This is a genomic window from Streptomyces sp. NPDC052225, from assembly GCF_040679615.1.
Classification (GTDB): domain Bacteria; phylum Actinomycetota; class Actinomycetes; order Streptomycetales; family Streptomycetaceae; genus Streptomyces.
This window is the reverse complement of record NZ_JBFAVD010000007.1, coordinates 262411-285881: the sequence shown is the minus strand read 5'-3', so window position 1 is coordinate 285881 and position 23471 is coordinate 262411. Positions and strand designations below refer to the sequence as shown.

General features: G+C 72.0%; 22 protein-coding genes and 1 riboswitch. Of the genes, 9 read left to right on the top strand and 13 right to left on the bottom strand.

Annotated elements, in window-relative coordinates; genetic code table 11:
* Positions 1-20: 20 nt before the first annotated feature.
* The 4 genes from pknB to thiO form a co-directional block, all read right to left on the bottom strand.
* A complete protein-coding gene (gene pknB / locus AB0L37_RS14030) occupies positions 21-1967 on the bottom strand; it encodes a Stk1 family PASTA domain-containing Ser/Thr kinase (protein WP_365504106.1) in 1947 nt (648 codons plus the stop codon).
* Between the two features lie 93 nt (positions 1968-2060).
* Complete coding sequence (locus AB0L37_RS14025; protein ID WP_365504104.1) at positions 2061-2855, bottom strand: thiazole synthase; 795 nt, start codon at positions 2853-2855, stop codon at positions 2061-2063.
* Between the two features lie 7 nt (positions 2856-2862).
* The gene (gene thiS, locus AB0L37_RS14020) at positions 2863-3063 is read right to left on the bottom strand and encodes a sulfur carrier protein ThiS (protein WP_365504102.1); all 201 of its coding nucleotides are present in this window, start codon (positions 3061-3063) and stop codon (positions 2863-2865) included.
* Complete coding sequence (gene thiO, locus AB0L37_RS14015) at positions 3060-4247, bottom strand: glycine oxidase ThiO (RefSeq protein WP_365504100.1); 1188 nt, start codon at positions 4245-4247, stop codon at positions 3060-3062. The genes thiS and thiO overlap by 4 nt, the downstream gene beginning before the upstream one ends.
* A riboswitch (TPP riboswitch) is annotated at positions 4244-4357 on the bottom strand. It overlaps the preceding gene by 4 nt.
* 51 nt (positions 4358-4408) lie before the next feature.
* Between thiO and AB0L37_RS14010 the strand changes: the two genes are divergently transcribed.
* The 6 genes from AB0L37_RS14010 (at position 4409) to AB0L37_RS13985 (ending at position 9285) form a co-directional block, all read left to right on the top strand.
* Positions 4409-4756: a hypothetical protein gene (locus tag AB0L37_RS14010; RefSeq protein ID WP_365504098.1), complete on the top strand. Its 348-nt coding sequence runs from the start codon at positions 4409-4411 to the stop codon at positions 4754-4756.
* 186 nt (positions 4757-4942) lie between these two features.
* Complete coding sequence (locus AB0L37_RS14005; protein WP_365504096.1) at positions 4943-6169, top strand: FAD-dependent oxidoreductase; 1227 nt, start codon at positions 4943-4945, stop codon at positions 6167-6169.
* Between the two features lie 82 nt (positions 6170-6251).
* Positions 6252-6617 carry an Rv2175c family DNA-binding protein gene (locus tag AB0L37_RS14000; protein ID WP_365504094.1) on the top strand — a complete coding sequence of 122 codons (366 nt, stop codon included), beginning with the start codon at positions 6252-6254 and terminating at the stop codon, positions 6615-6617.
* 81 nt (positions 6618-6698) lie between these two features.
* Positions 6699-7346, top strand: coding sequence for a thiamine phosphate synthase (thiE, locus tag AB0L37_RS13995; RefSeq protein ID WP_365504092.1), 648 nt, complete (start codon positions 6699-6701; stop codon positions 7344-7346).
* A gap of 85 nt (positions 7347-7431) precedes the next feature.
* Positions 7432-8352, top strand: a complete 921-nt coding sequence (metF, locus tag AB0L37_RS13990; protein ID WP_365504090.1) for a methylenetetrahydrofolate reductase [NAD(P)H] — start codon at positions 7432-7434, stop codon at positions 8350-8352.
* A gap of 45 nt (positions 8353-8397) precedes the next feature.
* On the top strand, positions 8398-9285 hold the full coding sequence (locus tag AB0L37_RS13985; RefSeq protein WP_365504088.1) for a hypothetical protein: 888 nt from the start codon (positions 8398-8400) through the stop codon (positions 9283-9285).
* A 48-nt stretch (positions 9286-9333) separates the two neighbouring features.
* On the opposite strand, the gene AB0L37_RS13980 is transcribed toward AB0L37_RS13985, so the two are convergent.
* The 5 genes from AB0L37_RS13980 to AB0L37_RS13960 form a co-directional block, all read right to left on the bottom strand.
* Entirely contained in the window at positions 9334-10830 is a 1497-nt protein-coding gene (locus AB0L37_RS13980; RefSeq protein ID WP_365504086.1) for an NAD(P)/FAD-dependent oxidoreductase, read from the bottom strand.
* A 43-nt stretch (positions 10831-10873) separates the two neighbouring features.
* Complete coding sequence (locus AB0L37_RS13975; RefSeq protein ID WP_365504084.1) at positions 10874-11485, bottom strand: DUF4126 domain-containing protein; 612 nt, start codon at positions 11483-11485, stop codon at positions 10874-10876.
* Positions 11486-11820: 335 nt separating this feature from the next.
* Positions 11821-12447, bottom strand: a complete 627-nt coding sequence (locus tag AB0L37_RS13970) for a TetR/AcrR family transcriptional regulator (protein ID WP_365504082.1) — start codon at positions 12445-12447, stop codon at positions 11821-11823.
* Positions 12448-12482: 35 nt separating this feature from the next.
* Positions 12483-14567, bottom strand: coding sequence for a YhgE/Pip domain-containing protein (locus AB0L37_RS13965; protein WP_365504080.1), 2085 nt, complete (start codon positions 14565-14567; stop codon positions 12483-12485).
* Positions 14539-15312, bottom strand: coding sequence for an ATP-binding cassette domain-containing protein (locus tag AB0L37_RS13960; protein WP_365504077.1), 774 nt, complete (start codon positions 15310-15312; stop codon positions 14539-14541). Before AB0L37_RS13960 ends, AB0L37_RS13965 begins: the two co-directional genes overlap by 29 nt.
* A 155-nt stretch (positions 15313-15467) precedes the next feature.
* Here AB0L37_RS13960 and AB0L37_RS13955 point away from each other — a divergent pair, with 155 nt between their 5' ends.
* The 3 genes from AB0L37_RS13955 (at position 15468) to AB0L37_RS13945 (ending at position 17614) form a co-directional block, all read left to right on the top strand.
* Positions 15468-16022, top strand: a complete 555-nt coding sequence (locus AB0L37_RS13955; protein WP_365504075.1) for an SAV_6107 family HEPN domain-containing protein — start codon at positions 15468-15470, stop codon at positions 16020-16022.
* 138 nt (positions 16023-16160) lie between these two features.
* Entirely contained in the window at positions 16161-16931 is a 771-nt protein-coding gene (locus AB0L37_RS13950) for a methyltransferase (RefSeq protein ID WP_365504073.1), read from the top strand.
* A 275-nt stretch (positions 16932-17206) separates the two neighbouring features.
* Positions 17207-17614, top strand: coding sequence for a DUF3040 domain-containing protein (locus tag AB0L37_RS13945; protein WP_365504071.1), 408 nt, complete (start codon positions 17207-17209; stop codon positions 17612-17614).
* 190 nt (positions 17615-17804) lie between these two features.
* Here the strand turns inward: AB0L37_RS13945 and AB0L37_RS13940 are convergent, their stop codons facing one another.
* The 4 genes from AB0L37_RS13940 to AB0L37_RS13925 form a co-directional block, all read right to left on the bottom strand.
* On the bottom strand, positions 17805-20222 hold the full coding sequence (locus AB0L37_RS13940) for a DUF3488 and transglutaminase-like domain-containing protein (protein ID WP_365504069.1): 2418 nt from the start codon (positions 20220-20222) through the stop codon (positions 17805-17807).
* Positions 20219-21616 (bottom strand): DUF58 domain-containing protein, encoded by a 1398-nt coding sequence (locus tag AB0L37_RS13935; RefSeq protein ID WP_365504065.1) that lies wholly within the window; start codon positions 21614-21616, stop codon positions 20219-20221. The genes AB0L37_RS13940 and AB0L37_RS13935 overlap by 4 nt, the downstream gene beginning before the upstream one ends.
* The gene (locus tag AB0L37_RS13930) at positions 21616-22674 is read right to left on the bottom strand and encodes a MoxR family ATPase (RefSeq protein WP_365504063.1); all 1059 of its coding nucleotides are present in this window, start codon (positions 22672-22674) and stop codon (positions 21616-21618) included. Before AB0L37_RS13930 ends, AB0L37_RS13935 begins: the two co-directional genes overlap by 1 nt.
* Positions 22675-22898: 224 nt before the next feature.
* On the bottom strand, positions 22899-23438 hold the full coding sequence (locus AB0L37_RS13925) for a carbonic anhydrase (RefSeq protein ID WP_365504061.1): 540 nt from the start codon (positions 23436-23438) through the stop codon (positions 22899-22901).
* Positions 23439-23471: the final 33 nt, after the last annotated feature.

Below are 23471 nucleotides of genomic sequence, written 5' to 3'. Positions count from 1 at the left end.
GATGGCCGGGGCCCGGTCGCTCAGCGGATCGTGATGGTGATCGTCGAGCCCTTGGGCGCCTCGTCGCCGCCCTCGACCGACTGGCTCTTGACCGTGTCGCCGAAGAGGCCGAGCAGGCCCCGGTCGTCCTCGACCTCGAAGCCGGCGCCCTCCAGCTTGGTGTGGGCGTCGTCGACGCTCAGGCCCGTGACGTCCGGGACCTCGATCATCTCGGGACCCTTGGAGATCGTCAGCGTCACGGTGTCGCCCTCGGCGAGCTGCTTGCCCTCCACGGGCGACTGCGCGGCGACGTCACCCTTGTCCTCGTCGGAATGGACGCGCTCGGTGGAGATCTCCGCCTTGAGGCCCGCGTCCTCCAGGTCGGCGATCGCGTCCTGCTCGGACTCGCCCGTGACGTCCGGCACGTCGACCGGCGCGCCCTTGGAGACGACGAGGGCGACCGCGGAACCCGAGCGCCGGACGGTGCCGGCATCCGGGTCCGTGCTGATCACGGAGCCCTTCGCGATCTCCTCGCTGAACGCACGGGTGACCATGCCGGGTTCGAGACCGCGGTTCTTCAGGTCGCTCTTCGCCGTGGCGAGCGGGGTGCCCTTGAGGTCGGGGACCTTCACGGTGTCGGGGCCCTTGGAGACCGTCAGCGTCACCGTGCCGTCGTCCCGGATCCGGGCGCCCGCGGCGGGGTCGGTGGCCATCACCGTGCCGCGCTTGTAGGCGTCGCTGAACGCGTACTTCGACGAGCCGGCCTGGAGGCCCGCCTCGCTCAGCCGCGCCTTGGCCTGCGCCTCGGTCTTGGTGAGCAGGTGCGGGACCTTCGTGAACTGGCCCGAGTTGATGTACCAGACGCCAGCGCCGACGCCGACGACGAGCAGGATCGCGGCGATGATCGCGAACATGCCGCGCCGCGGGTTCCCGGTCCGGCGGGGCGCGGGTGCCGGGGGAGGGGGCGGAGGGGTCTCCAGGCGGCTCGTGCGCTGGAAGCCGTCGTCGGTGCCCCCGTCCGCGGTGGGCAGGGGGAGCTGCACGCCGTTCGTGCGCACGGCGCGCGGAATCACGCTGGTCCGGTCGTCCGCGCCCGCGTGCTCCACCTCGCGCGCCTGCGGCGGCACCGCGTCCAGCTGGGCGTCGGTGAGCGTCGCCCGGGCGTCCCTGAGGTGGCCGAGGAGCGCGACCGCGTCGGGCGGGCGGACCTCGGGGGTGCGGGCCGTGGCCGACGCGACCAGCTCGTCGAGCTCGTACGGGAGGCCGGGGACCAGCGCGGAGGGGGGCGGGACGTCCTCGTTCAGGTGCTTGTAGAGGACCTGCGCGGGAGTGTCGCCCGAGTGCGGCTTGGCGCCGGTGAGCATCTCGTAGAGGACCACACCGCACGCGTACACGTCGACGCTCGCCGTGGCCGTGCCGTCCTCGATCTGCTCGGGCGCCAGGTAGGAGACCGTGCCGAGCACGGCACCGGTGGTGTTGGTGACCGTGTCCACGGCGCGGACCAAACCGAAGTCCGCCACCTTCACGCGGCCGTCGTCCCCTATCAGGACGTTCTCCGGCTTCATGTCGCGGTGCACGAAACCCGCGCGGTGCGCGGCCCCGAGCGCGGCGAGGACCGGCGCCAGGATGTCGAGCGCCGCGCGCGGCTGGAGCGCCCCGCGCTCGCGCAGGACGTCACGGAGCGTGCAGCCGGCGATGTACTCCATCGCCAGGTAGACGTACGCGCCGTCGGCGCCCTGGTCGTAGACACCGACCACATTGGGGTGCGAGAGACGGGCGACCGACTTCGCCTCGCGGATGAAGCGGTCGACGAACGAGGCGTCGGCGGCCAGCGAGGGGTGCATCACCTTGAGCGCGAGCACGCGGTCGAGGCGGGTGTCCACGGCCCGGTAGACCGTGGCCATCCCACCGACCGCGATGCGTGCGTCGATGCGGTACCGGCCGTCGAGCACGTGCCCGAGCAACGGGTCCTGAAGGGTCGTGTCCACGCAGGCGAGTGTACGAGGAGTGACTGACAGGCCGGTCCCGTGCGGCAGGACCGGACCCGTACTGCAGCAGAGCTGTGACCGGCCGTTCGACCGTCAGAAGGCCGGGCGCTCCGGGTCGAGGTGCGCCTGCCCCTCGGAGGGCGACGACGCCTGGGCGAAGCGGCGCTTGGGGATGCGGCCCGCGCGGTACGCCAGGCGGCCTGCCTCCACCGCGTGCCGCATGCCCTCCGCCATGAGGACCGGCTCCTGCGCGCGGGTCACCGCCGAGGCGAGCATCACACCGGCGCACCCCAGTTCCATGGCGAGCGCCACATCGGAGGCGGTGCCCGCGCCGGCGTCCAGGATCACCGGCACGCGCGCGTGGTCGACGATCAGCTCGAAGTTGTGCGGGTTGCGGATGCCGAGCCCGGAGCCGATGGGGGAGCCGAGCGGCATGATCGCGGCGCAGCCCACGTCCTCCAGCTTCCGCGCGATGACCGGGTCGTCGTTCGTGTACGGGAGCACCGTGAAGCCGTCGTCGACCAGGGTCTCCGCGGCGTCGAGCAGCTCGACGGGGTCGGGCAGCAGGGTGCGCTCGTCGGCGATGACCTCCAGCTTGATGAGGTCGGTGCCGAGCGCCTCGCGCGCGAGGCGGGCCGTGAGGACCGCCTCCCCCGCGGTGAAGCAGCCCGCCGTGTTGGGCAGCACCTGAATGTCGAGTTTCTCCAGCACGGACAGGACCGAGCCGTGGACGTTCGCGTTCACGCGGCGCATCGCCACGGTGGTGAGTTCGGTCCCGGAGGCCACCAGGGAGCGCTCCAGGACGTCGAGGCTCGGCGCGCCTCCCGTGCCCATGATCAGGCGCGAGGAGTACGAGGTGCCGCCGAGGACGAAAGCGTCGTCAGCCATGGATGAGTCAGCCTCCTTGTACGGCGGTGAGGACTTCGACGCGGTCTCCTTCGGAGAGCGCGGTCACGGGCCACTGGGTGCGCGGGACGACCGTCTCGTTGAGGGCCGCGGCGACACCGGAGTGCGCGGAGGTGAGCGTGGCCACGAGCACGTCGAGGGTGGCCCCGGCGGTGACGGTGCGCGGCTCACCGTTGAGGGATACGTTCATGCGGACTGCTCCAGGGACTGAAGACCCGCGGCGCAGAAGCGTTTCGGGGTGAACGGGCGGGCCTCGTCGGGCAGTTCACCGGTGGCCAGGACGTGCGCCATCGCGTCGCCCGTGACCGGGGTCAGGAGCACGCCGTTGCGGTAGTGGCCGGTGGCCAGCAGGAGGCCGGGCAGGGTGGTCGGGCCGAGCAGCGGGGCGTTGTCGGGCGAGCCGGGGCGCAGGCCCGCGCGGGTCTCGGTCAGCGGCAGTTCGGTGATGCCGGGGACGAGTTCGTGGGCGTCGCGCAGCAACTCGTAGACCCCGCCGGCCGTGACGGTCGTGTCCCAGCCGAGCTCTTCGCTGGTGGCGCCGACGACCAGTTCGCCGTTGGTGCGCGGGACCAGGTAGACGTGGCTGCCGCGGACGACGGCCCGGATCGTGCGGCTGAGGAACGGCGCGTGCCTGCGCGGCACCGTGAGGCGCAGGACCTGGCCCTTGACGGGCCGCACCGGCGGCAGCACCTCGTCCGGGACACCGGCGAGCTGTCCGCTGCGGCTGCCCGCGGCCAGGACGACCTGTTCCGCCGCGAGCTGGGTGCCGTCGGCGAGGACGAGGCCGCACGCCCGGTCCCGTACGACGGAGAGCCGCTCGGCCGAGGATCGGTGGAGGACCACCCCGGCGCGCTCGCAGGCCGTCACGAGGGCGCTCGCGAGCCTTCTCGGGTCGATCTGGTGGTCACCGTCGACCCGCAGGCCCCCGCGCACGCCCGGCGCGAGCATCGGCTCGAGGCGGCGGCAGTCGCGGCCCGAGAGCCACTCGGACTCCAGGCCCGACTTCCTTTGCAGGGCGTGCAGTTCGCGCAGATGCGCCCGGTCGTCCGCGTCGAGCGCGACGGCCAGCGTGCCGCACGCGCGGTAGCCGAGGTCCTGTCCGCTCGCCTCGGCCAGTTCGGCCGCGAAGTCCGGATAGCGGTGCGCGGACGCGAGGTTCAGGGCGAGCAACGTCTGCTCGCCGTAGTGGAGTTCGGTGACGGCGGCCAGCATCCCGGCCGCCACCTGGGCGGCCCCGCCGCCCGGTTCGGGGTCCACGACCGCCACGGACAGACCGCGCTGCGCGGCCCTCCATGCGGTGACCAGACCGATGATTCCGCCTCCGACGACCAGGACGTCGGAGGCGCTCGACACGGTGGGTGGCGTACGCGACATGGGCGTCAGCCCCTCCCTTCGCCGGCATGACCCGGATCAGGTTCGTACGGTCGGAGGCCGCTCCAGCCTCCCTCTCAGCCCGCTGCGTACGGGCTCCCGCGAGTGCTTTACGTTGGCCACCCTAGTCCTTCGGTACGACGCCCAGTAAGGGAGCCTCATCTGTGGCCCGTTCGCTCGACGGTCTCCTCCTCGCCCCCGTGGCCGACCAGGCCCCCGGTCAGGTCGGTACGCGCACCCGCTTCGCCTACCAGGAGAGGGACGGCCGCGTATGGGCCGCTTATGAAGGCGGCGACGTCGTACAGGGCCACCTCGTGGGCACGCGTTCCGGTGACCGGCTCGACTTCCGCTACGTACAGCTGAAGACGGACGGATCCACCTCTTCGGGACACTGCGTCTCGACCGTCTCCGAACTGCCGGACGGCCGCGTGCGGCTCGACGAGACATGGGAGTGGGAGTCGCAGGAGGGCAGCGGCACCAGTGTGGTCGAGGAGATCGCCGCACCGGCCTGATCGTCCTAGGGCCTGTCTGGAGTTCCCCCGCGGCGTCGCGACGCCCGGCACGCCCGCTCCTTCTCCCACGGGGGAACTCCGGACAGGCCCTAGATCGCTAAACCGGTGACACGTGTGCAGGACGTCACTGGACGGGAGTGGCCCGCGCCGCTGACCGACGGAAGATCAGATGCCTAAGGTGATCCCGTGAGCGAGCAGCGGAACGGGACACCTACAGGGCAGCGGCGCGTGGTCATCGTCGGCGCGGGGATGGCCGGCGTGCAGACGGCGGTGGCGCTGCGCGAACAGGGCTTCGCCGGTGCCGTCACGCTGATCGGCGCGGAACCCCACCAGCCCTACGACCGGCCGCCGTTGTCCAAGGCCGTGCTGCTCGGCAAGGCCGAGGGCTCGGCCTTCGACGTCGACTTCGAGGCGCTCGGCGTCACCCTCGACCTGGGCCGCGAGGTGACCGGCCTGCGCCCCGGCGACCACGAGCTGGACACCGCCGAGGGCCCGGTCCCGTACGACGTCCTGGTCGTCGCGACCGGCGCCGAACCGATCCGCCTGCCCGGCGCGGAGACCGTCCCGGGAGTGCACCTGCTGCGCACCCTGGACGACGCCGAGCGGCTGCGGCCCGTCCTCGCCGAGCAGCACGACGTCGTGGTCGTGGGGGCCGGCTGGATCGGCGCGGAGTTCGCCACCGCCGCCCGCGAGGCCGGCTGCCGCGTCACCGTCGTGGAGGCGGCCGAGCGACCGCTGGCCGGGGCGCTGCCCGCGGAGATCGCCGCCCCCATGGCGCGCTGGTACGCGGACGCCGGGGCCCAACTGCGCACCCGCGCGCGCGTGGAGCGCGTCGAGAGCGGCGAGGTGGTCCTGGACGACGGGACGCGACTGCCGGCCGGAGCCGTCGTCGTCGGCATCGGCGCCCGCCCCGCCACCCGCTGGCTGGCCGGCTCCGGCATCGAACTGGGCGACCACCGCGAAGTGGTGGCCGACCAGCGGCTGCGCACCTCCGTGCCCGACGTGTACGCGGTGGGCGACTGCTCGTCGTTCCCCTCGGCCCGCTACGAGGAACGCCTGCTCGTCCACCACTGGGACAACGCGCTGCAAGGGCCGCGCACGGTCGCGGCCAACATCATCGGAGAGACACCCGCGGTCTACGACCCGGTGCCCTACTTCTGGTCCGAGCAGTTCGGCCGCTTCGTCCAGTACGCGGGCCACCACGGCGCCGCGGACACCACGGTGTGGCGCGGCGATCCGGCGGGCGCCGCGTGGTCGGTGTGCTGGCTGCGCGGCGGCGCCCTGGTCGCCGTCCTGGCCGTCGGCAAGCCGCGTGACCTGGCCCAGGGCCGCAAACTCATCGAGGCCCGCACCGTCCTCGACCCGGAGCTGCTGGCCGACCCGGCCCGCCCGCTGAAGTCCGCGGTGGCCTGAGCAGCCCCGGTTGCGCGGGGAAAATACCTGGTCAGACGGGTCCGGCTTTCCGACTGTCAGTCCGGGATGGCACGCTTGTCCTGTGACCGAGATTGACGCAAAGATCGATGCTCTCGTCCCCGAGTGGCTGAACCTCCCCGACATCGCCGAGATGCTCGACATCGAGGTGACGCGTGTGCGACAGCTGGTGAAGGAAGGCCAGCTGATCGCCGTACGCCGCGGGGAGAACAGGGCACTGGCCGTGCCCGCCGCCTTCATCGACGGCGACAAGATCGTCAAGGGGCTCGTGGGCCTCCTGACGGTCCTGAGGGACGACGGCTTCAGCGACGAAGAGATGCTGGAGTGGCTCTTCACCCCCGACCCGACCCTGCCGGGCACGCCCGCGCAGGCCCTGAGCGAGAATCGCGGCACGGAGGTGAAGCGCCGCGCCCAGGCGCTCGCCGTCTGACCTGACAACCGTCCGGCGTGCGCGCCCCATGTCCTGGGGTGCGCACGCCACCGACACCGCACCACTTACGGGGGGACTTCCATGGCGGACACCCAGCGCGCCCGGCTCGCCGACGCCCGGCTCTACCTCTGCACGGACGCACGCAAGCGCCAGGGCGACCTGCCGGAGTTCCTCGACGCCGTCCTCGCGAGCGGCGTGGACATCGTGCAGCTGCGCGACAAGGGCATGGAGGCCGGCGAGGAGCTCGAGCACCTCGCCGTGTTCGCCGACGCGGCCCGCCGCCACGGCAAGCTCTTCGCGGTGAACGACCGGGCGGACGTCGCCCACGCCACCGCCGCCGACGTGCTGCACCTGGGCCAGGGCGACCTGCCCGTGCCCGCAGCGCGCGCGATCCTCGGCGACGACGTCCTGATAGGCCGCTCCACGCACGCCGACGCGGAGGCCGCCGCGGCCGCCGTCCAGGAGGGCGTGGACTACTTCTGCACCGGACCCTGCTGGCCGACCCCCACCAAGCCCGGCCGGTACGCACCCGGTCTCGACCTGGTGCGGTACACGGCAGGCCTCGGCACCGACCGCCCCTGGTTCGCCATCGGCGGCATCGACCTGGGCAACCTCGACGAGGTCCTGGAGGCCGGCGCCCGTCGCGTCGTCGTCGTACGGGCCATCACCGAGGCCGACGATCCGGGCGCCGCCGCGGCCGAGTTCGCGAAGCGCCTGCGCACCGCGTGACACGTCGGAAGCCCCGGTTTCGCTCGGCTGTCCGCAAGGTGGACGGGGATTAGGGGCAACCGGATTCCGTCAGTAACCTGCCCGTATGGCCCTAGGTACCGCTTCCACCAGGACTGATCGCGCCCGCACCGTGCGCGACATGCTCGCGTCCGGCAAGACGACGTACTCGTTCGAGTTCTCCGCGCCGAAGACCCCGAAGGGCGAGCGCAACCTGTGGAACGCGCTGCGCCGGGTGGAGGCCGTGGCTCCCGACTTCGTCTCCGTCACGTACGGGGCGGGCGGCTCCACGCGCGCGGGCACCGTCAAGGAGACGCAGCAGATCGTCGTGGACACGACGCTGACGCCGGTGGCCCACATCACCGCCGTCGAGCACTCCGTCGCCGAACTGCGCAACATCATCGGCCAGTACGCCGACGCCGGGATCCGGAACATGCTCGCGGTGCGCGGCGACCCGCCGGGCGACCCGATGGGCGACTGGATCTCGCACCCCGAGGGCCTCACGTACGCGGCCGAACTCGTCGAGTTGATCAAGGAGTCGGGCGACTTCTGCGTCGGCGTCGCCGCGTTCCCCGCGATGCATCCGCGCTCCGCGGACTGGGCCACCGACGTGCGGCACTTCGTCGACAAGTGCCGGGCGGGCGCCGACTACGCGATCACGCAGATGTTCTTCCACCCGGAGGAGTACCTGCGCCTGCGCGACAAGGTCGCCGCCGCGGGCTGCGACACCCCGATCATCCCGGAATGCATGCCGGTGACGAGTGTGCGCATGCTCGAACGCCTGCCCAAGCTCAGCAACGCGGACTTCCCCCCGGCACTGAAAGAGCGGATCCTCACAGCCAAAGACGATCCAGCCGCTGTACGCTCCATTGGCATCGAGTTCGCGACGGAGTTCTGCGCGAAGCTGCTTGACGAGGGTGTCCCGGGTCTGCACTTCATTACGCTCAACAACTCCACTGCGGCGTTGGAAATCTACGAAAACCTGGGCCTGCACGACCAGCGGGCCTGATGGGCCGTACCCACCTCGGGATACGGCCGTACGAGAGGGGCGTACATGGGCTGGGCGGTCCTCTACATCGCGTTCGGACTGGTGGCGCTCTGGCTCCTCGGTGAGGTGCTGCTGCAGTACAAGGCACGGCTGCGCTGGCGGCTGCTCGCCTTCGTCGGCTTCCTCGGAGTCGTCCTCGGTGTCCTGATGCCGTCGGTGTACGTCATCGGGCTCGGCGCCATCGCCTTCGCGATCGGCCAGACGTACGTCACGCTGTCGTTCCGCCGCGGCTTCGCCGCGGGCTGGGCGCTCAAGCACGGCCCGGAGCAGGACGGCGAGGCCCCGGCCGAGGGCCGTTCGAGCAAGCGCCGCAAGAGGGAACCCGTCCACCAGGAGCCGACGCTCGAGGTCTCCGACCTGGAGTACGAGCAGAGCGCGCACGACTACGCGCCGGTTCCGGAGTCCCCGGCCGAGAGCACCACGGTGTACGCGACCACCGAGCCGATGCCCGACGACACCGGCCAGTACGGCGTCTACAGCGACACGGCGTACGCCCAGGCCGCCCAGGGGCACGGCGCGCAGGACTACGGCTACGGCACCGGGTCCTTCGGCTACGACCAGCAGAACTACGGCTACGACGCCACGCAGCAGCCGTACGCGGCGCCCTACTCCGACCCGTACATCGGCGCGCAGACCTACCCCGCGCAGCCCCAGTACGGCGATCCGTACGCGACGGGGGAGCAGCAGTACGGCGACCCGTACGCGACGGCCGCCGGCTACGGCTCGGACACCCCGCCCGGTGGCGTCTGGGTGCCGCAGCAGCGCAGCGGCGACGAGCAGCAGCAGGGCTACGGCGGTGAACTCCCGCCGGAGCAGCCGTACCCGGCGTATCCGCAGCACGACCCGAACACCGGGTACGAGACCGGCTACAACGAGCAGCAGTACCGGTACTGACACCGCGACACGGAGACGGACACGGGTACTGACCCGCTCTTCCGCGGCTCACTGGGAGCCGCGGAACTCCGGTCCCTCCACGATCAGGCCCGCCACCAGCGCCCCCGACATGCCCGCGTGCGGCAGCCCGCCGCCCGGATGCGACCAGCCGCCGACCGTGAACAGGCCCGGCATCCCCGTGCTGTTCGCCGGGTGCAGCAGGCGCCCCTGAGCCGCGGCGAGGGCGGGCGCGGGCACGGCTCCACCGGCCGCGCCGGTCGCCTCGGCGATGTCCTGCGGGGTACGGACCTCGTGCCAGAGCAGCCGGTCGCGCAGCCCGGGGACGGCTCGCTCGGCCGCCGTCAGGACGCTCTCCACCTCGGCCTCGGCCACGCGGGCGTGCGGCGGCACGGTCACCGTGACCGTCACCGCCTCGTGCGCGGCATCCGGCACCTGCGCCGCGTCCCCGGGACGCAGCACCGTGACCGTCGGTCTCACGGGCCGGGGGCCGCCGTCGAACAGCCACGCCAACTCGGCCTCGCGGTCCGGCCCGTGCACCACCGTCCGGTGCGGCGTCCCCTCGGCCCGCGCCCCGCGCAGCGCCAGATGCAGCGTCATCCGGCCGGGCAGCGCCGACTCGGACTGCGCCGGCACCTCACCCCGCACGGAACGCCCGGCCAGCAGCCGGTCCAGAACGCTCGGCGCGACGCCCGCCACCACGAACTCGGCGTCCTCCACCGAGCCGTCGGCCAGCTCGACGCCCGCCGCGCGCCCGTCCTTCTCCACGATCCGGCTGACGTCGGCCCCGAATCTGAACTCGACCTTCCGCTTCAGGCAGCGCGCGTACACGGCATCCGCGAGCGCCCGCAGACCGCCGGTGACGGCCCACGTCCCGAAGGTCTGCTCCATGTACGGCAGCACGGCCGCGCTCGCGGGGGCGGTACGGGGATCGAGGCCGTACGCCAGCGCGTACTGCTCCAGAAGGGCCACCAGGCGCGGGTCGCCGCCCAGCTCCAGGGCGGCGATCCCGGCGAGCGTCGTCGCCGCGCGGTCCTTGCGCAGCAGGCGCCGCCGGACCACGGCGGGGTAGGGCTCGCGCTCGGCGAGTACCTGCCAGTTGGGCCACAGGGGCTCTTCGAGCAGGGGGCGCCGGGAGCGGTCCCAGGCCTCACGGGCCCGGTTCATGAACTCCGACCAGCGGGCGCCCGCACCGGCGCCGACCGCCGCGTCCAGCGCCTCGGCCACCCCCGCACGGCGTGCGTTCGGCAGGTCCGTCACGGTGCCGTCCGCGAACACGTGCCGCACGGACGGCTCGACCTGGGTCAGACCGACGAGGTCCTCCAGGGGCTCCTTGCCGGTCTTGACGAACAGATCGCGGTAGACGGCGGGCAGGTGGAGCAGGCCCGGGCCCGTGTCGAACGCGAAGTCGTCGCGCTCGATCCTGCCGACCGCCCCGCCGTACGTCGACCCGCGCTCGAGGACCACCGGTCGGTGGCCCGCGACGGCCAGCCGAGCGGCGGCCGCCATGGCGCCCATCCCCGCGCCGATCACCGCAATTCGTGCCATGCCAGGGACTTTATCCGGCGCCACTGACAACGCCGCCGCCAGGTCAGACGGGCGGCGGTGCCTCCCGGGCAAGCCGTTTCTCCTCGCGCCGCTGGGCCCGTCGACGCAGGAACCGGCGGATGCGCCGGACCAGGAAGAACAACAGCAGCAGCCCCAGGACGAGCAGCACCGCCGCGATGATCGCCGCGGCCTCCGGATAGAACATCGCGAACGTCATGATGCTGCCGACGCCGAGATCCTCGGCGGTGCTCATCACGATGTTCGACACCGGCTCGGGCGAGGTGTTGACCGCCATCCGGGTCCCGGCCTTCACACCATGGCTGGCCAGCGCCGTGGTTCCGCCGATCGCGCCGGCCGCCAGGTCGGACAGCGAGCCGCTCTGCCCGGCGAGCAGCGCCCCGACGACCGCGCCGGACACCGGCCGGATCACGGTGTGCACCGTGTCCCACACCGAGTCCACGTACGGGATCTTGTCCGCGACGGCCTCGCACAGGAAGAGCACCGCCGCGGCGATCAGGACGTCCGGACGCTGGAGCGACTCGGGGACGTCGTCGGTCAGCCCGGTCGCGCCGAAGATGCCGAGCAGCAGGACCACCGCGTACGCGTTGATGCCGCTCGCCCAGCCACTGGTGAACACCAGAGGGAGTACGGACACGTACAAGATCGTAACCAGTGGGCGACTCTTCGTGCCTGGGGATGAGCGCTCACGTCTGAGTATCCGTACCTAGGTACGGAGATGAGTAGCCGCACGGATGGGCCCTCACCTGCGCAGACGGAAGAGTGGTGGGCACGGCAGGGGCACGGCTCCGGTACCGCCGACACGGGGCGGCGGAACGGACACGGTGCTCTTGGCCGCTCCTCCCGCCTTCGGGGCGGGAGCGAGGCACGGGGGTGACCGACGGGGGATGCGCCGGTCCGGTGAGGCCTGAGAACGACCACAGGCCTTGCCGGACCGGCGCTTCACATGGAGGGCACCGCTTCACATGGAGGTCACGCTTTTCCGGTGAGGGGCTGGCCGCCGCCCACGCGCCCTTGAAGGAGCAGCGACAGCGCGGCGTGCACGTCGTCCAAAGACCTCTCGGGCTGGAACGCCTGCCAGTCGAGGGCGGCCACCAGGACCATCCCGACCAGGGCGGCCGCCGTGAGCGGCACGTCGATCTCCTCGCTCAGCTCGCCGCTCTCCACGGCGCCGCGCAGCACGCCCTCGACGACGGCCACCGCCTCCTGGCGGACCACGGCGAGCGTGGACTGCCAGGCACGGTTGGTGCGCCAGAGCTCCGCCACGTAGAGCTGTGTGAAGGCCGGGTACTCGTCGATGAACACGAGACCGGCGCGGATCATCGCGTCCAGGGCGTCGACCTTGCTGCCGCCCTTCTCGTCCGCCTTCTGCGCCGCCTCCCGAAGGGAGGCGGTGAGGAGCCCGACGCCGTGCCGCAGCAGCTCCTCGAAGAGGACCGACTTGCTGGCGAAGTTGTAGTAGACCGTGCCCTTCGCGACCCCGGCGCGCTCGGCGATCTCGTCGACCGTCGTCGCGGAGAAACCCTGCTCCGCGATGAGCGTGACGGCTGCCTCGTAGAGCTTCTGGCGGGTGGCCTGGCGCCGTGTGCTGCTTTCCATGCCCCCGATTCTCACAGGCCGCCTTGTGGGCGCGCTCACAGGCTCAGCTCGGGGTGCAGCCGGTCCAGGGTCCACACCTGCTTGCGCCGGGCCGTCAGGGCGGTGAGCGCGAGGGCGCCCGCCGTGAAGGCGGCCAGGACCGCACACGCCTGCCACACGGGACCGAGGCCGCCGCCGGAGATGAGCCGCCGCAGGGCCTCCACCACGTAGCTCATCGGAAGGAACGGGTGGATCGCGTTGAAGAAGCCCGGGCTCGTCTGCACGGGATACGTGCCGCCCGCCGACGTCAGCTGGAGCATCAGGAAGGCCAGCACAAGGATGCGGCCCGCCGCGCCGAAGCGGGCGTTCAGCCACTGCACGATCGCCGCGAAGCACGCCGTGACCAGGCACAGGAACCCGACCGTGCCGGCCGCGTGCAGCATCTGCAGGCCGAGCGCCCAGTGCAGGACCGACATCAGGGCGGCCACTTGGAGGAGGCCGAGCGCGGCGACCGGCAGCCACCCCGCCAGCGCGACGCGCCACGAGGAGGCGCCCACGGCGAGGGCCCTCCGGTTGAGCGGCTGGATCAGCATGTAGGCGACCATCGCGCCCACCCACAAGGACAGCGGGATGAAGTACGGGGCGAAGCCCGTCCCGTAGTTGGGCGCCTTGTGCAGCGACTGGGAGGCCAACTGCACGGGATCGGCCATCACTTCAGTGCGCTGATCGCGGTCCTTCTTGTCGTAGTCGGGGATCTGCTCGACCCCGTCGTGCAGGCCGCCCGCGAGCTTGCCTGAGCCGTCGGCGAGCTTGAACATGCCGCCGTTGAGGTCCTTCGCGCCGGTCTTCAGCTTGCCGACCCCGGAGTCGAGTTCACCCGATCCGGTCTTCGCCGTACCGAGACCTGTGTGCAGCTTCTTGGAGCCCGCGGCGACCTGTCCCGCGCCCTTGTTGAGCTTGTTGATCCGGGCGACCGCGTCCTCGACATCCTTGTCGAGCGTCGGGGCCCGCTTCGCCAGCGCCTCGGACTGCTTCTGGAGGGTGGCCAGATGGCCGTCCATGAGGTCGAGATCGCCGTGCTCGTCCTGGATGAGGGTGTCCAAGTCGTCGGAGACGGTGGCGACGTCCTCCGCGGCCGTCTTCGCCTTCTTCAGGTCCGGGCACGCGGGGTCGTCGAGCAGCGCCTTCTCGCAGCGTTGCTCGTAGATCGCGGCCAGGACGTCGGACCCGGCGTGGGCGCCCTTGCGCGCGGTGGGGGCGAGCTTCACCAGGGCATCCAGGTTGTGCCGGATGCCTTTGGCGGAGTCGGCGACGAGCTGAGCGGTGTCACCGATCTGCTTCTTGTTGCCCTTCAGGAACGGCAGGACCTGGTCCGCGGCGCCGTTGACCTTGTCGGCGAGCAACTGGGTGCCGTCGGCGACCTGTCGGGAGCCCGTCTCCAGATCGCCGGATCCCTTGTCGAGCTTCTTCAGGCCGCTCGCCAGGTCACCGCTGCCCTTCTTGGCGTCCTTCAGGCCGTCGGCCAGATCCTTCGAGCCCTTCTTGGCCTTGCCGATGCCGCCCTTGAGGTCGTCCGCGCCCTTGGCCGCCTTCTTGGTGGCGTCGTGGATGTCGGAGAAGGAGATGAAGATCTTGTCGAGGAAGGACCGCGAGGCGTTCGTGGACGCGGCGGAGCGCACCTCGGAGAAGACGGTGCGGGATATCTGTCCGACGATGTAGTTGTTCGCGTCGTTCGTGCGTACCTGAAGGGCGCCGGTCTCGGGGGAGTCACCCGAACTCGACGCGATGCGCTTGCTGAAGTCCTCGGGCATGGTCAGCGACAGGTAGTACGTGCCGTCCTCCACGCCCTTGTCCGCCTGCGCGGCGCTGACCTCGTGCCACTGGAAGGTGTCGCTGTCGTACAGGCCCTCGGTGATGTCGTCGCCCGCGTTGATCTTCTTGCCGGCGGCGCTCGCGCCCTTGTCGTCGTTGACGAGCGCGACGGGGATCTTGTCGAGGCGCCCGTACGGGTCCCAGAACGACCACAGGTACAGCGCCCCGTAGAGCAGCGGCAGCAGCAGAAGGGCGACGAGCGCGGCACGCGGCAGCTTTCCCCTGCCGAAGCGCCTGAGCTCAAGCGCGGCCAGCTTCGGCGAGCGCATCGGCCGCCTCCTTGTCGGTGTCGTCGGGGTCGTCGGTGTCCGCGGGCGCGGTCGAGAGGACCGTCGCGCCTTCGGGGGCCTCGCTGCACACGGCCACGACCGTGGTCCCGGCCTCGGCGATGGCCTTCAACTGGTCCCAGATCGCGGCCCGTTCGGCGTCCGCGAGCTTGAGGTCGGTGTCGTCGACGCCGAGCAGGAGGGGGCGGCCGATCAGCGCGAGGGCGAGCGAGAGCCGCAGAGCCTCGACGCGCTCCAGGTCGCGCACGGCGGTACGGCCGCCCTTCGGCAGCGCCTCGCGGTCGAGCCCCGCGGCCGTCAGCGCGGTGTCGATGCGCAGCTTCGCCTCGGTCGTGCGCTCGCCGCGGGGCCGCAGCAGCGAGCGCAGCGAGCCGTCGAACCGCCTTTGCAGCAGCGCCCGTTCCCGCAGGTGCTCGGCCACCGTGAGGGCGGGATCGAGGTCGGTCACCCCCGGCACGTGCGCGAGCGCGCTCACCCGGCGCACCGCGCTCATCTGCTTCGGCAGCCGGAATCCGCCGACGACGGCCGTCCCCTCGCCGGCGCGCATGCGTCCCGTCAGAGCGAGCAGCAGACAGGTGCGGCCGCTGCCCGACGGACCTTCGATCGCGACGAGCGATCCGGGGGCCGCGTCCACCTCGATGCCCCGGAAGGCCCACCCCCGCGGGCCCTTCACGCCGAATCCCTCGGCGGTGACGGCGGCGCCGCCCTCCCGGCCGACCGCGTCCACGACCGCCCCCCTCTTTGAACTGACTGGTCAGTGCAAAAGCTAGCCCGAACCTTCGATCGAAGCAAAAGCCCAGGTCAGAGCCGATTGTCAGTGGCGTACTCCACGATGGGCACATACGGCCACTGCGCCGTCACACAGACGACAGGAGGTTCGTCATGGCCAGGAACACCGCAGCAGCCGCGCGCCGCCGCACCGCCACCGGCCCTGCCCCCTCACTGACCGGACCACCCAGCGACGTCCACCCGGTGCTGCGCCGGGCGAGCGCCCCGCCCGCCGCCCTCGATCTGCTCGCCCAGGCCCGCGCGGGACTCGACGAGGCGACCGTCCTCGAAGCGCCCAACGAGCGGTACGCGACAGCCCACTTGGCCGCCCTGCGCACCGCGGCCGCCGTGCTCGCCGCCCGCGGCAGGCCCGAAGCCACGCCCAAGCGCCGCGCCAGGATCCGGAGCGCCTGGGAAGTGCTCCCCGAGATAGCACCCGAACTGATCGAGTGGAGCGCCTTGTTCGCCTCGGGGGCGACCAAGCGCGCTCGCGCGGAGGCCGGCATACGCGACGCGGCCACCGCCCGTGACGCCGACGACCTGCTGCGCGACGTGGCGATGTTCCTGCGTCTCGTCGAGCGCATGCTCGTCCTGCAACCGGTGCTGCCGCAGCCCCGCCAGGAGGACGGCGACCGGACCGAGGAGCGGGAGGTGCCCGACGCGGGGTGAGAAGGGAGCGGCCAGGGGGTGAGGGCGGCGTGCTGCGCCGGGCGTGGCCGAGGGGTGGGGCGGGCCCATTAGGGTGGAGGTTCCCGAACCTGTTCACGCTCCGCCACCAGCCGGAGCCGCGCCGAGGAGTCACCTGCAGTGTCGGACCCCAGTCGCCCCCGCGCCGCCCTCCGTACCGCCGTGGTCTGGGACGTACTCAAAGACTCACTCGACCGGCGCGCCAAGACCGCGGGAAGCCAGTCCCTCGACGTCCTCGACACCGGGGGCGGCAGCGGCAACTTCGCGGTGCCGGTCGCCCGTCTGGGCCACCGCGTCACCGTCGTCGACCCCAGCCCGAACGCCCTGTTCGCGCTGGAGCGCCGCGCCGCCGAGGCCGGCGTCGCCGACCGGGTGCGCGGTGTCCAGGGCGACATCTCGGGCCTGTTCGACGTGGTCGAGCGCGACGGGTACGACGCGGTCCTGTGCCACGGCGTCCTCGAGTACGTCGACGACGCGGCGGAGGGCGTGCGCAACGCGGTGGGCGCGCTGCGCACCGGCGGCGTGCTCAGCCTGCTCGCCGCGGGCCTCGGCGGCGCCGTGCTCGCACGGGCTCTGGCCGGCCACTTCAAGGAGGCCAGGCAGGCCCTCGGCGACCCGGCGGGGCGCTGGGGCGAGGGCGACCCCGTGCCGCGCCGCTACACCGCCGAGCAGCTCTCCCGGCTCGTCTCCGACGAGGGTGTGGAGGTCGGCGCCGTGCACGGCGTGCGGGTCTTCGCGGACCTGGTCCCGGGCGTCCTGGTGGACACCGAGCCGGGCGCCCTTCAGGAGCTCCTCAAGCTGGAGGCGGCCGCCGCGGAGCTGCCCGCCTTCCACTCCGTGGCGACACAGCTGCACGTGCTCGGCGAGAAGCGGGTGACCGAAGCGCCCTGAGCGGCTCCGGCCATCCGTCGCTGATCAGCGACGCAGCGGCAGATGGAGTACGCCACAGGCCCCCCGATCGGGCGCCCGGCGCCGTATGATCGGGGTAGACCGTCCGGCATGACGGGTCGGCCACCGGGGAATGACGCCTCAGTGAGCCGGAGCGGCGTGACGCGGTCCGGAATGGTGAAGTTGGCGTAGAGGGGCGGGTTTCACGGGGGCGATTCCCTGCCTATCCTGAAGGGGACCCCCGGTCGCCCCGGCGACTGCACGATGAGGAGGACTCCGTGCCGCTCTCGGAGCACGAGCAGCGAATGCTCGAGCAGATGGAGCGAGCGCTGTACGCCGAAGATCCCAAGTTCGCGACAGCGCTTGAGGGAAGCGGGCTGCGTACGTACACCCGACGTCGGGTCTACCAGGCAGTCGCGGGCTTCCTGGTGGGTATCGCGCTCCTCATGGCAGGTATGGTCGCGCAGCTTATCTGGATCAGCGTGGTGGGATTCCTCGTCATGCTGGGCTGTGCCGTGCTCGCCGTCACCGGATGGCGCAAAGCGCCGAAGCCGGGTGAACAGCCCGCGGCCGGTGCCGTCCCAGGCGCCCCCGCAGGGCGACGCCAGGCGAAGGCCAAGCGCTCGATGATGGACCGGATCGAGCAGCGCTGGCAGCGCCGCAGGGACGAGCAGGGCGGCCGCTGAGCGACTGCGCGCCGACCGTCGACGACATGTGTGAAGGGTGACCGCCGAGGCGGTCACCCTTTGTGCGTAACGGGCGCCCTCGTATTCGTCCGTATCCGTCCGTATCCATCCGCTGTATCCGCCGCGTGCGATCCGCGGACCAGAAGGCGCCGGTCACCTCGCAGGGGACCGGCGCCTTCCGCGGTGTCGATCAGCCTTCCTGGCCCGAGGGCTTGGCGCGGCGCGACCGGTCGAGCGTCGCCGCCCAGCGTGCGCGCAGCCCCGCCGTGAAGGTCTCCCGGCGCCGCCCCAGCGCCCATGCCACACGGACGGCCGAACGCGGCGCGAACGTCGCCCGCAGCCGGGTCGTCCGGCTCATGTTCGCGTGCAGGGCGTCGCAGAGCCGGTGCACGTCCTCGCCGAGCCCTGACGAGGGCTGCGGCCGTGGCGCGTAGAGCACCTGCTCCACCGCCGCCGCCACCCGGTGGACGGCCTCGGCGGCCGCCGCGTCGAGCCGGCCGATCCGCACGATGCGGGCCGCGGCCTTCCGCGGGGTCTGCGAGTCGTCCGGCAGGATGCCGTGGTCCCACGCCGTGTCCGTCACCTCGCGCCACGCCGCCAACGTGCGCCCGGCGACATCCGCGTCCGTACGCCCAGAGGAGCCGAGGCGCAGCGCCCTGACGCGTTTGCGCCACAGCATCGGCAGCAGGGGCACCACGAGAACGAGCAGCCCGGCCAGCGTCGCCAGCAGGATCGTGCCGAACGGCGGGCCGTCGTCCGTGGAGCCGACGATGGCCGCCGGCGCGGTGTTGCCGCAGCTGCCGTCCTTGCGCTGGGCCAGCGAGCAGCTCTCCGAGGAGGAGGGCTGGGAGGCCGAGGGCCCGGTCGACGTGGACGCGCTCGGCGCCGCCTGGTCGGTGGCGCTGCCCGACGGGGTGTTGTCCTGCGTGTACTCCGGGATCGTGCCGCGGTTCGGCGTCGGCTCGAAGCGGGTCCAGCCCACGCCCTCGAAGTACAGCTCGGGCCAGGCGTGCGCGTCGCGCAGCCCCACCGAGTAGTTGCCGTCGCCCGCGGGCGAGCCCGGCGTGAAGCCCACCGCGACCCGGGCCGGGATGCCCAGCGTCCTGGCCATCGCCGCCATCGAGAAGGAGAAGTGGACGCAGAAGCCCTCCTTGTCCTTCAGGAACTTCGCGATGGCGGCGGAGCCGCTGCCGGCCGCGACATCGGTGTTGTACGTGAAGCCGCCGCTGACCGCGAAGTAGTCCTGGAGCTTCACCGCACGCTCGTAGTTGTTCGTCGCGCCCTGGGTGACGCGCAGGGCCGTCTGCTCCACCACGTCCGGCAGCGAGCCCGGCACCTTCGTGAACTCGCGGAGCAGGTCGCTCGGGGGCGTCCCGGCGTCGGCCAGCTGCTCCGCGGTCGGCTGCACGATCAGGCTGCTGACCGTGTACGTCTTCCCGCGCGTCGTCTGCCCGTGGTCACCCACCAGGGTCCGGCCGACCTGCTCGTACCGCCAGCGTCCGTCGATGTCCACGCGGGTCGCGGGGTAGGGCATCGGCAGCCAGTCCTGCGCGTACTCGTCGGCCGCCGAGATCGTGGTCTTGATCTCGGTCCTGCGGACGTCCGCGTCGAGACCGCGCGGGCTGGGGAGCGGGGAGGGCACGTCGGTGATGCTGCGCACCGACGGGCGCCAGGTCGTGCCGTCGAAATCGTCGAGCGCCACGATCCGCAGGTACAGGTCGGAGGTCTGCTCGGCGTTCGTCCGGTAGGCCATCACCTCCCGGTCCTCCGGCTGGTTCAGGCTGTCCTTCAGCGAGACCAGGGGGTTGACCGCGGAGATCGTGCCCCCGCCGCCCGGGCCGCTGCCCACCCCGGTGCCGGACGTGCCCAGGAGGCCGCCGTCGAGCGCGGGCAGCGCGAGCGGTACCACCAAGGCGATGCCCAGGGCGAGCGCGCCGATCCTGCGGCCGGTGCGGACCGGGGCCAGCGCGCCGCCCCCGCCGTCCGCCTGCATGGCGCCGGGCGTGCGCGACGTACCGCCGAAGACCCGGCCCCACTGCGAGAGCCGGTCGCGGCCCTCGGCGAGCAGCAACAGGAGATAGCCGCCCGCCGCGAGCACGAACCACAGCCAGGCGGCGCCGCCCTGGGAGAGACCGGCGGCCACCGAGTACAGCGCGAGCAGCGGCAGCCCCGCCGGGGCCGCGCTGCGAAACGTCACCGCGAGCGCGTCCACCGCCAGCCCGATCACCAGCGCGCCGCCCACCAGCATCAGCCGGATGCCGTCGGTCAGCGGCGCCGGGATCGCGTACCGGCTCACGTCGTCGCCGCCCGCCTGGAGCAGCGCACCGAAGTGCCGGAACGTGTCCGGGACGGGGAGCACCCCGCCGAGCGCATGGGCGTTGGCGAAGACGAGGGTGAGCAGCAGCAGGGACACCACGGCCTGCACCAGGACGGTGAGCGGCCGTGCGAGCGGCACCCTGCGGGCCGCCGCGCCCACCGCGGCCTGGATCACCAGCAGGATCGCGGCCTGGATGATCCACGTCGAGCGGTTGACCAGCGGGAGCAGCGAGCACGTGGCCAGGAACGTGGCCAGCGTCGCGCAGATCGAAAGGCGGGCACCGCCGCTCATGACCAACCCCCTGTGGTGCTGGGGGCGCCGGACAGACCCGTACGCTCCCGGTCCGCCTGCCGCCACACGTCCACCATGGCCGCGCCCGCGGGCACCGCCACCGTGGTCCAGCCCGCCTCCCGCAGCATGCGCAGCCGCTCGGCGCAGCGCTGCGAGGGCGGCGAGCCCGGACCCTGGATCCAGGACTCGCTGTCCAGGAGGAAGGCCACGGCGCCGCCGGAGCGCTGGCGCATCCGGGCGGCGACGGCGGCCTGTTCCTCGTCCAGATCGCCGAAGAAGGCGATCAGAAGTCCCTCGTTCCCACTGCGCAGCACGTCGTACGCGGCCGAGAGCGTGAACCCGTCCGAGTGGTCGACCACCGCGAGGGTGTCCATCATCAGGCCCGCCGCGTCCGCCGATTCCTGGCTGGCGCCCGCGAACCCGTCGGTGCCCTCGCCCGGCACCACGTTGCCCGTGTCCGTCAACAGGCGGACGGAGAAGCCCCGTTCGAGCATGTGCACCAGGGCCGATGCCGTGCCGGACACCGCCCACTCGAAGGCCGAGTCCGGGCCGGCACCCTGGAACGCGGCACCGCGCGTGTCGAGCAGCACGGTGCAGCGGGCTCGCTGCGGCTGCTCCTCGCGGCGCACCATCAACTCGCCGTACCGTGCGGTCGACCGCCAGTGGACGCGGCGCAGATCGTCGCCGTAGCGGTAGCCGCGCGGGATCACGTCGTCCTCGCCGGCCAGGGCGAGTGAGCGCTGCCGCCCGTCCCCGTACCCCTTGGCCTCACCGGAGAGCCGCACCGGAGGCAGCGCCTCCACGCGCGGGATCACCGTCAGGGTGTCGTACGTCGAGAAGGACCGGGTCAGTTCGCACATGCCGAAGGGGTCGCTCAGGCGCAGCTGGAGCGGGCCCAGCGGATAGCGGCCGCGCAGGTCCGAGCGGACCCGGTACGACACCTCGCGGCGCCCGCCCGCCTCGACCCGGTCGAGGACGAAGCGGGGCCGCGGACCGAGCACGTAGGGCACCCGGTCCTGGAGCATCAACAGGCCCGTCGGCAACCGGGAGATGTTGTCCATACGGAGATGGACGCGCGCCTCGGAGCTCGCGGGCACGCGCGCGGGGGAGAGCCTGCGACTGCCCGCGACCCGGTATCGGGTGCGGTACAGCACGCCCGCGCAGACCAGCGGCAGGGCGGCGAGCAGCAGTCCGACGCGGAGCAGATCGCTCTGCCCGAGCACGTAGGCACAGATCGCCGCGGCGATGCCGGCGGCGAGGAACGAACGGCCGCGCGTGGTCAGCCCGGCGAGCGCCGTGCGCAGGCCGCTCTTGTCCCCCTTGTCGTTCGTCGCGCCGTCGCCGTCCGAGAACCCGCCCCCCGCCTCCGCGGCGTAATACCCCCCGGACGCCATCACAGCCTCCGCGTGCCGGGCGGCTGCTGGCCGTACATCGGAGGGGTCGTGTTGGTGGTGTACCCCTGCGGCGGTGCCTGCGGAGCGCGGGTGTCGGCGGCCGGGACCGGGGTGCGCTGCAGGATGTCGAGGACGACCTGCTCGGCCGTGCGCCGGTTCAACTGGGCCTGCGCGGTGGGCAGCAGACGGTGCGCCAGGACGGCGACGGCCAGCGACTGCACGTCGTCCGGCAGTGCGTACTCCCGGCCGCTGAGGGCCGCCGACGCCTTCGCCGCGCGCAGCAGGTGCAGCGTCGCGCGCGGGGACGCGCCGAGTCTGAGGTCCGGGTGGCTGCGCGTGGCCGCGACCAGGTCCACCGCGTAGCGCCGTACGGCGTCGGCGACGTGGACGGAGCGGACGGCGTCGACCAGCTTCACGATCTCGTGGGCGTGGGCCACCGGCTGGAGGTCGTCCAGCGGGTTCACCCCGCCGTGGATGTCCAGCATCTGCAACTCGGCCTCCGCGCTGGGATAGCCGATGGAGACACGGGCCATGAAGCGGTCGCGCTGGGCCTCGGGCAGCGGATAGGTCCCCTCCATCTCGACCGGGTTCTGCGTCGCCACCACCATGAAGGGGCTGGGCAGTTCGTAGGTCTTGCCGTCGATGGTGACCTGGCGCTCCTCCATGGACTCCAGGAGCGCGGACTGCGTCTTGGGAGACGCGCGGTTGATCTCGTCGCCGATCACGATCTGCGCGAAGATCGCGCCCGGCTTGAACTCGAAGTCCCGCCGCTGCTGGTCGAAGATGGACACACCGGTGATGTCCGACGGCAGCAGGTCGGGAGTGAACTGGATACGGCGCACCGAGCAGTCGATGGACCGCGCCAGCGCCTTGGCGAGCATCGTCTTGCCGACACCCGGCACATCCTCGATGAGCAGGTGCCCCTCGGCGAGGAGCACGGTCAGCGAAAGCCGTACGACCTCCGGCTTGCCCTCGATCACACCCTCCACCGACCTGCGGACCCGCTCCACAGTGGTGGTCAGATCAGTGAGGCTCGCTCGATCGTCATAGGTCGTCACCCGGCCCTCCTCGGCCCGTACATTTCCCGGGCCGACGCTCTGTGACGCGGACCGGCCCACCCCGAAACACGGACACCACGCGCGAAAAGTTCCGTCGCTCGCGCGGGGTGCCACACACGCATTCTTGTTGGCGTTACCGGTTCGTGTCACTCGCCTGTGGATAACTGGCCGCGATATGTCGGGTCTTACAACCTTTTGAGGGGCAGGTCGACCGGCATGAAACGTCAGGCCGGGGTGATCTCGCGCAGCCGGCCGGTCTTCACGTCGAAGACGAAGCCGCGTACGTCGTCGGTGTGGAGCAGGAAGGGCGAGGTGCGCACCTTCTGGATGGACTGCCGTACGTCCTGGTCGACGTCGCGGAATCCCTCGACCGCCCAGCTCGGCCGCTGGCCGACCTCCATCTCCAGCTCGTGCCGGAACTCCTCGGTGAGGGATTCGAGGCCGCAGCCGGTGTGGTGGATGAGGACCACGCTGCGGGTGCCGAGCGCCCGCTGGCTGATGGTGAGGGAGCGGATCACGTCGTCGGTCACGACGCCGCCCGCGTTGCGCACGGTGTGGCAGTCGCCGAGTTCGAGGCCGAGCGCGGCGTGCAGGTCGAGGCGGGCGTCCATGCACGCCACGACGGCGACACGCAGCACCGGGCGGGCGTCCATGCCGGGGTCGGTGAACGCGGAGGCGTACCGCGCGTTGGCGTCGACGAGGCGGTCGGTGACGGTGCCGGTGGATATGGCGCCTTCGGACGGGACGGATGCGGAAGTCGTCATGCCCCCGACGTTACTGGTCACGGCCGGTCGCAG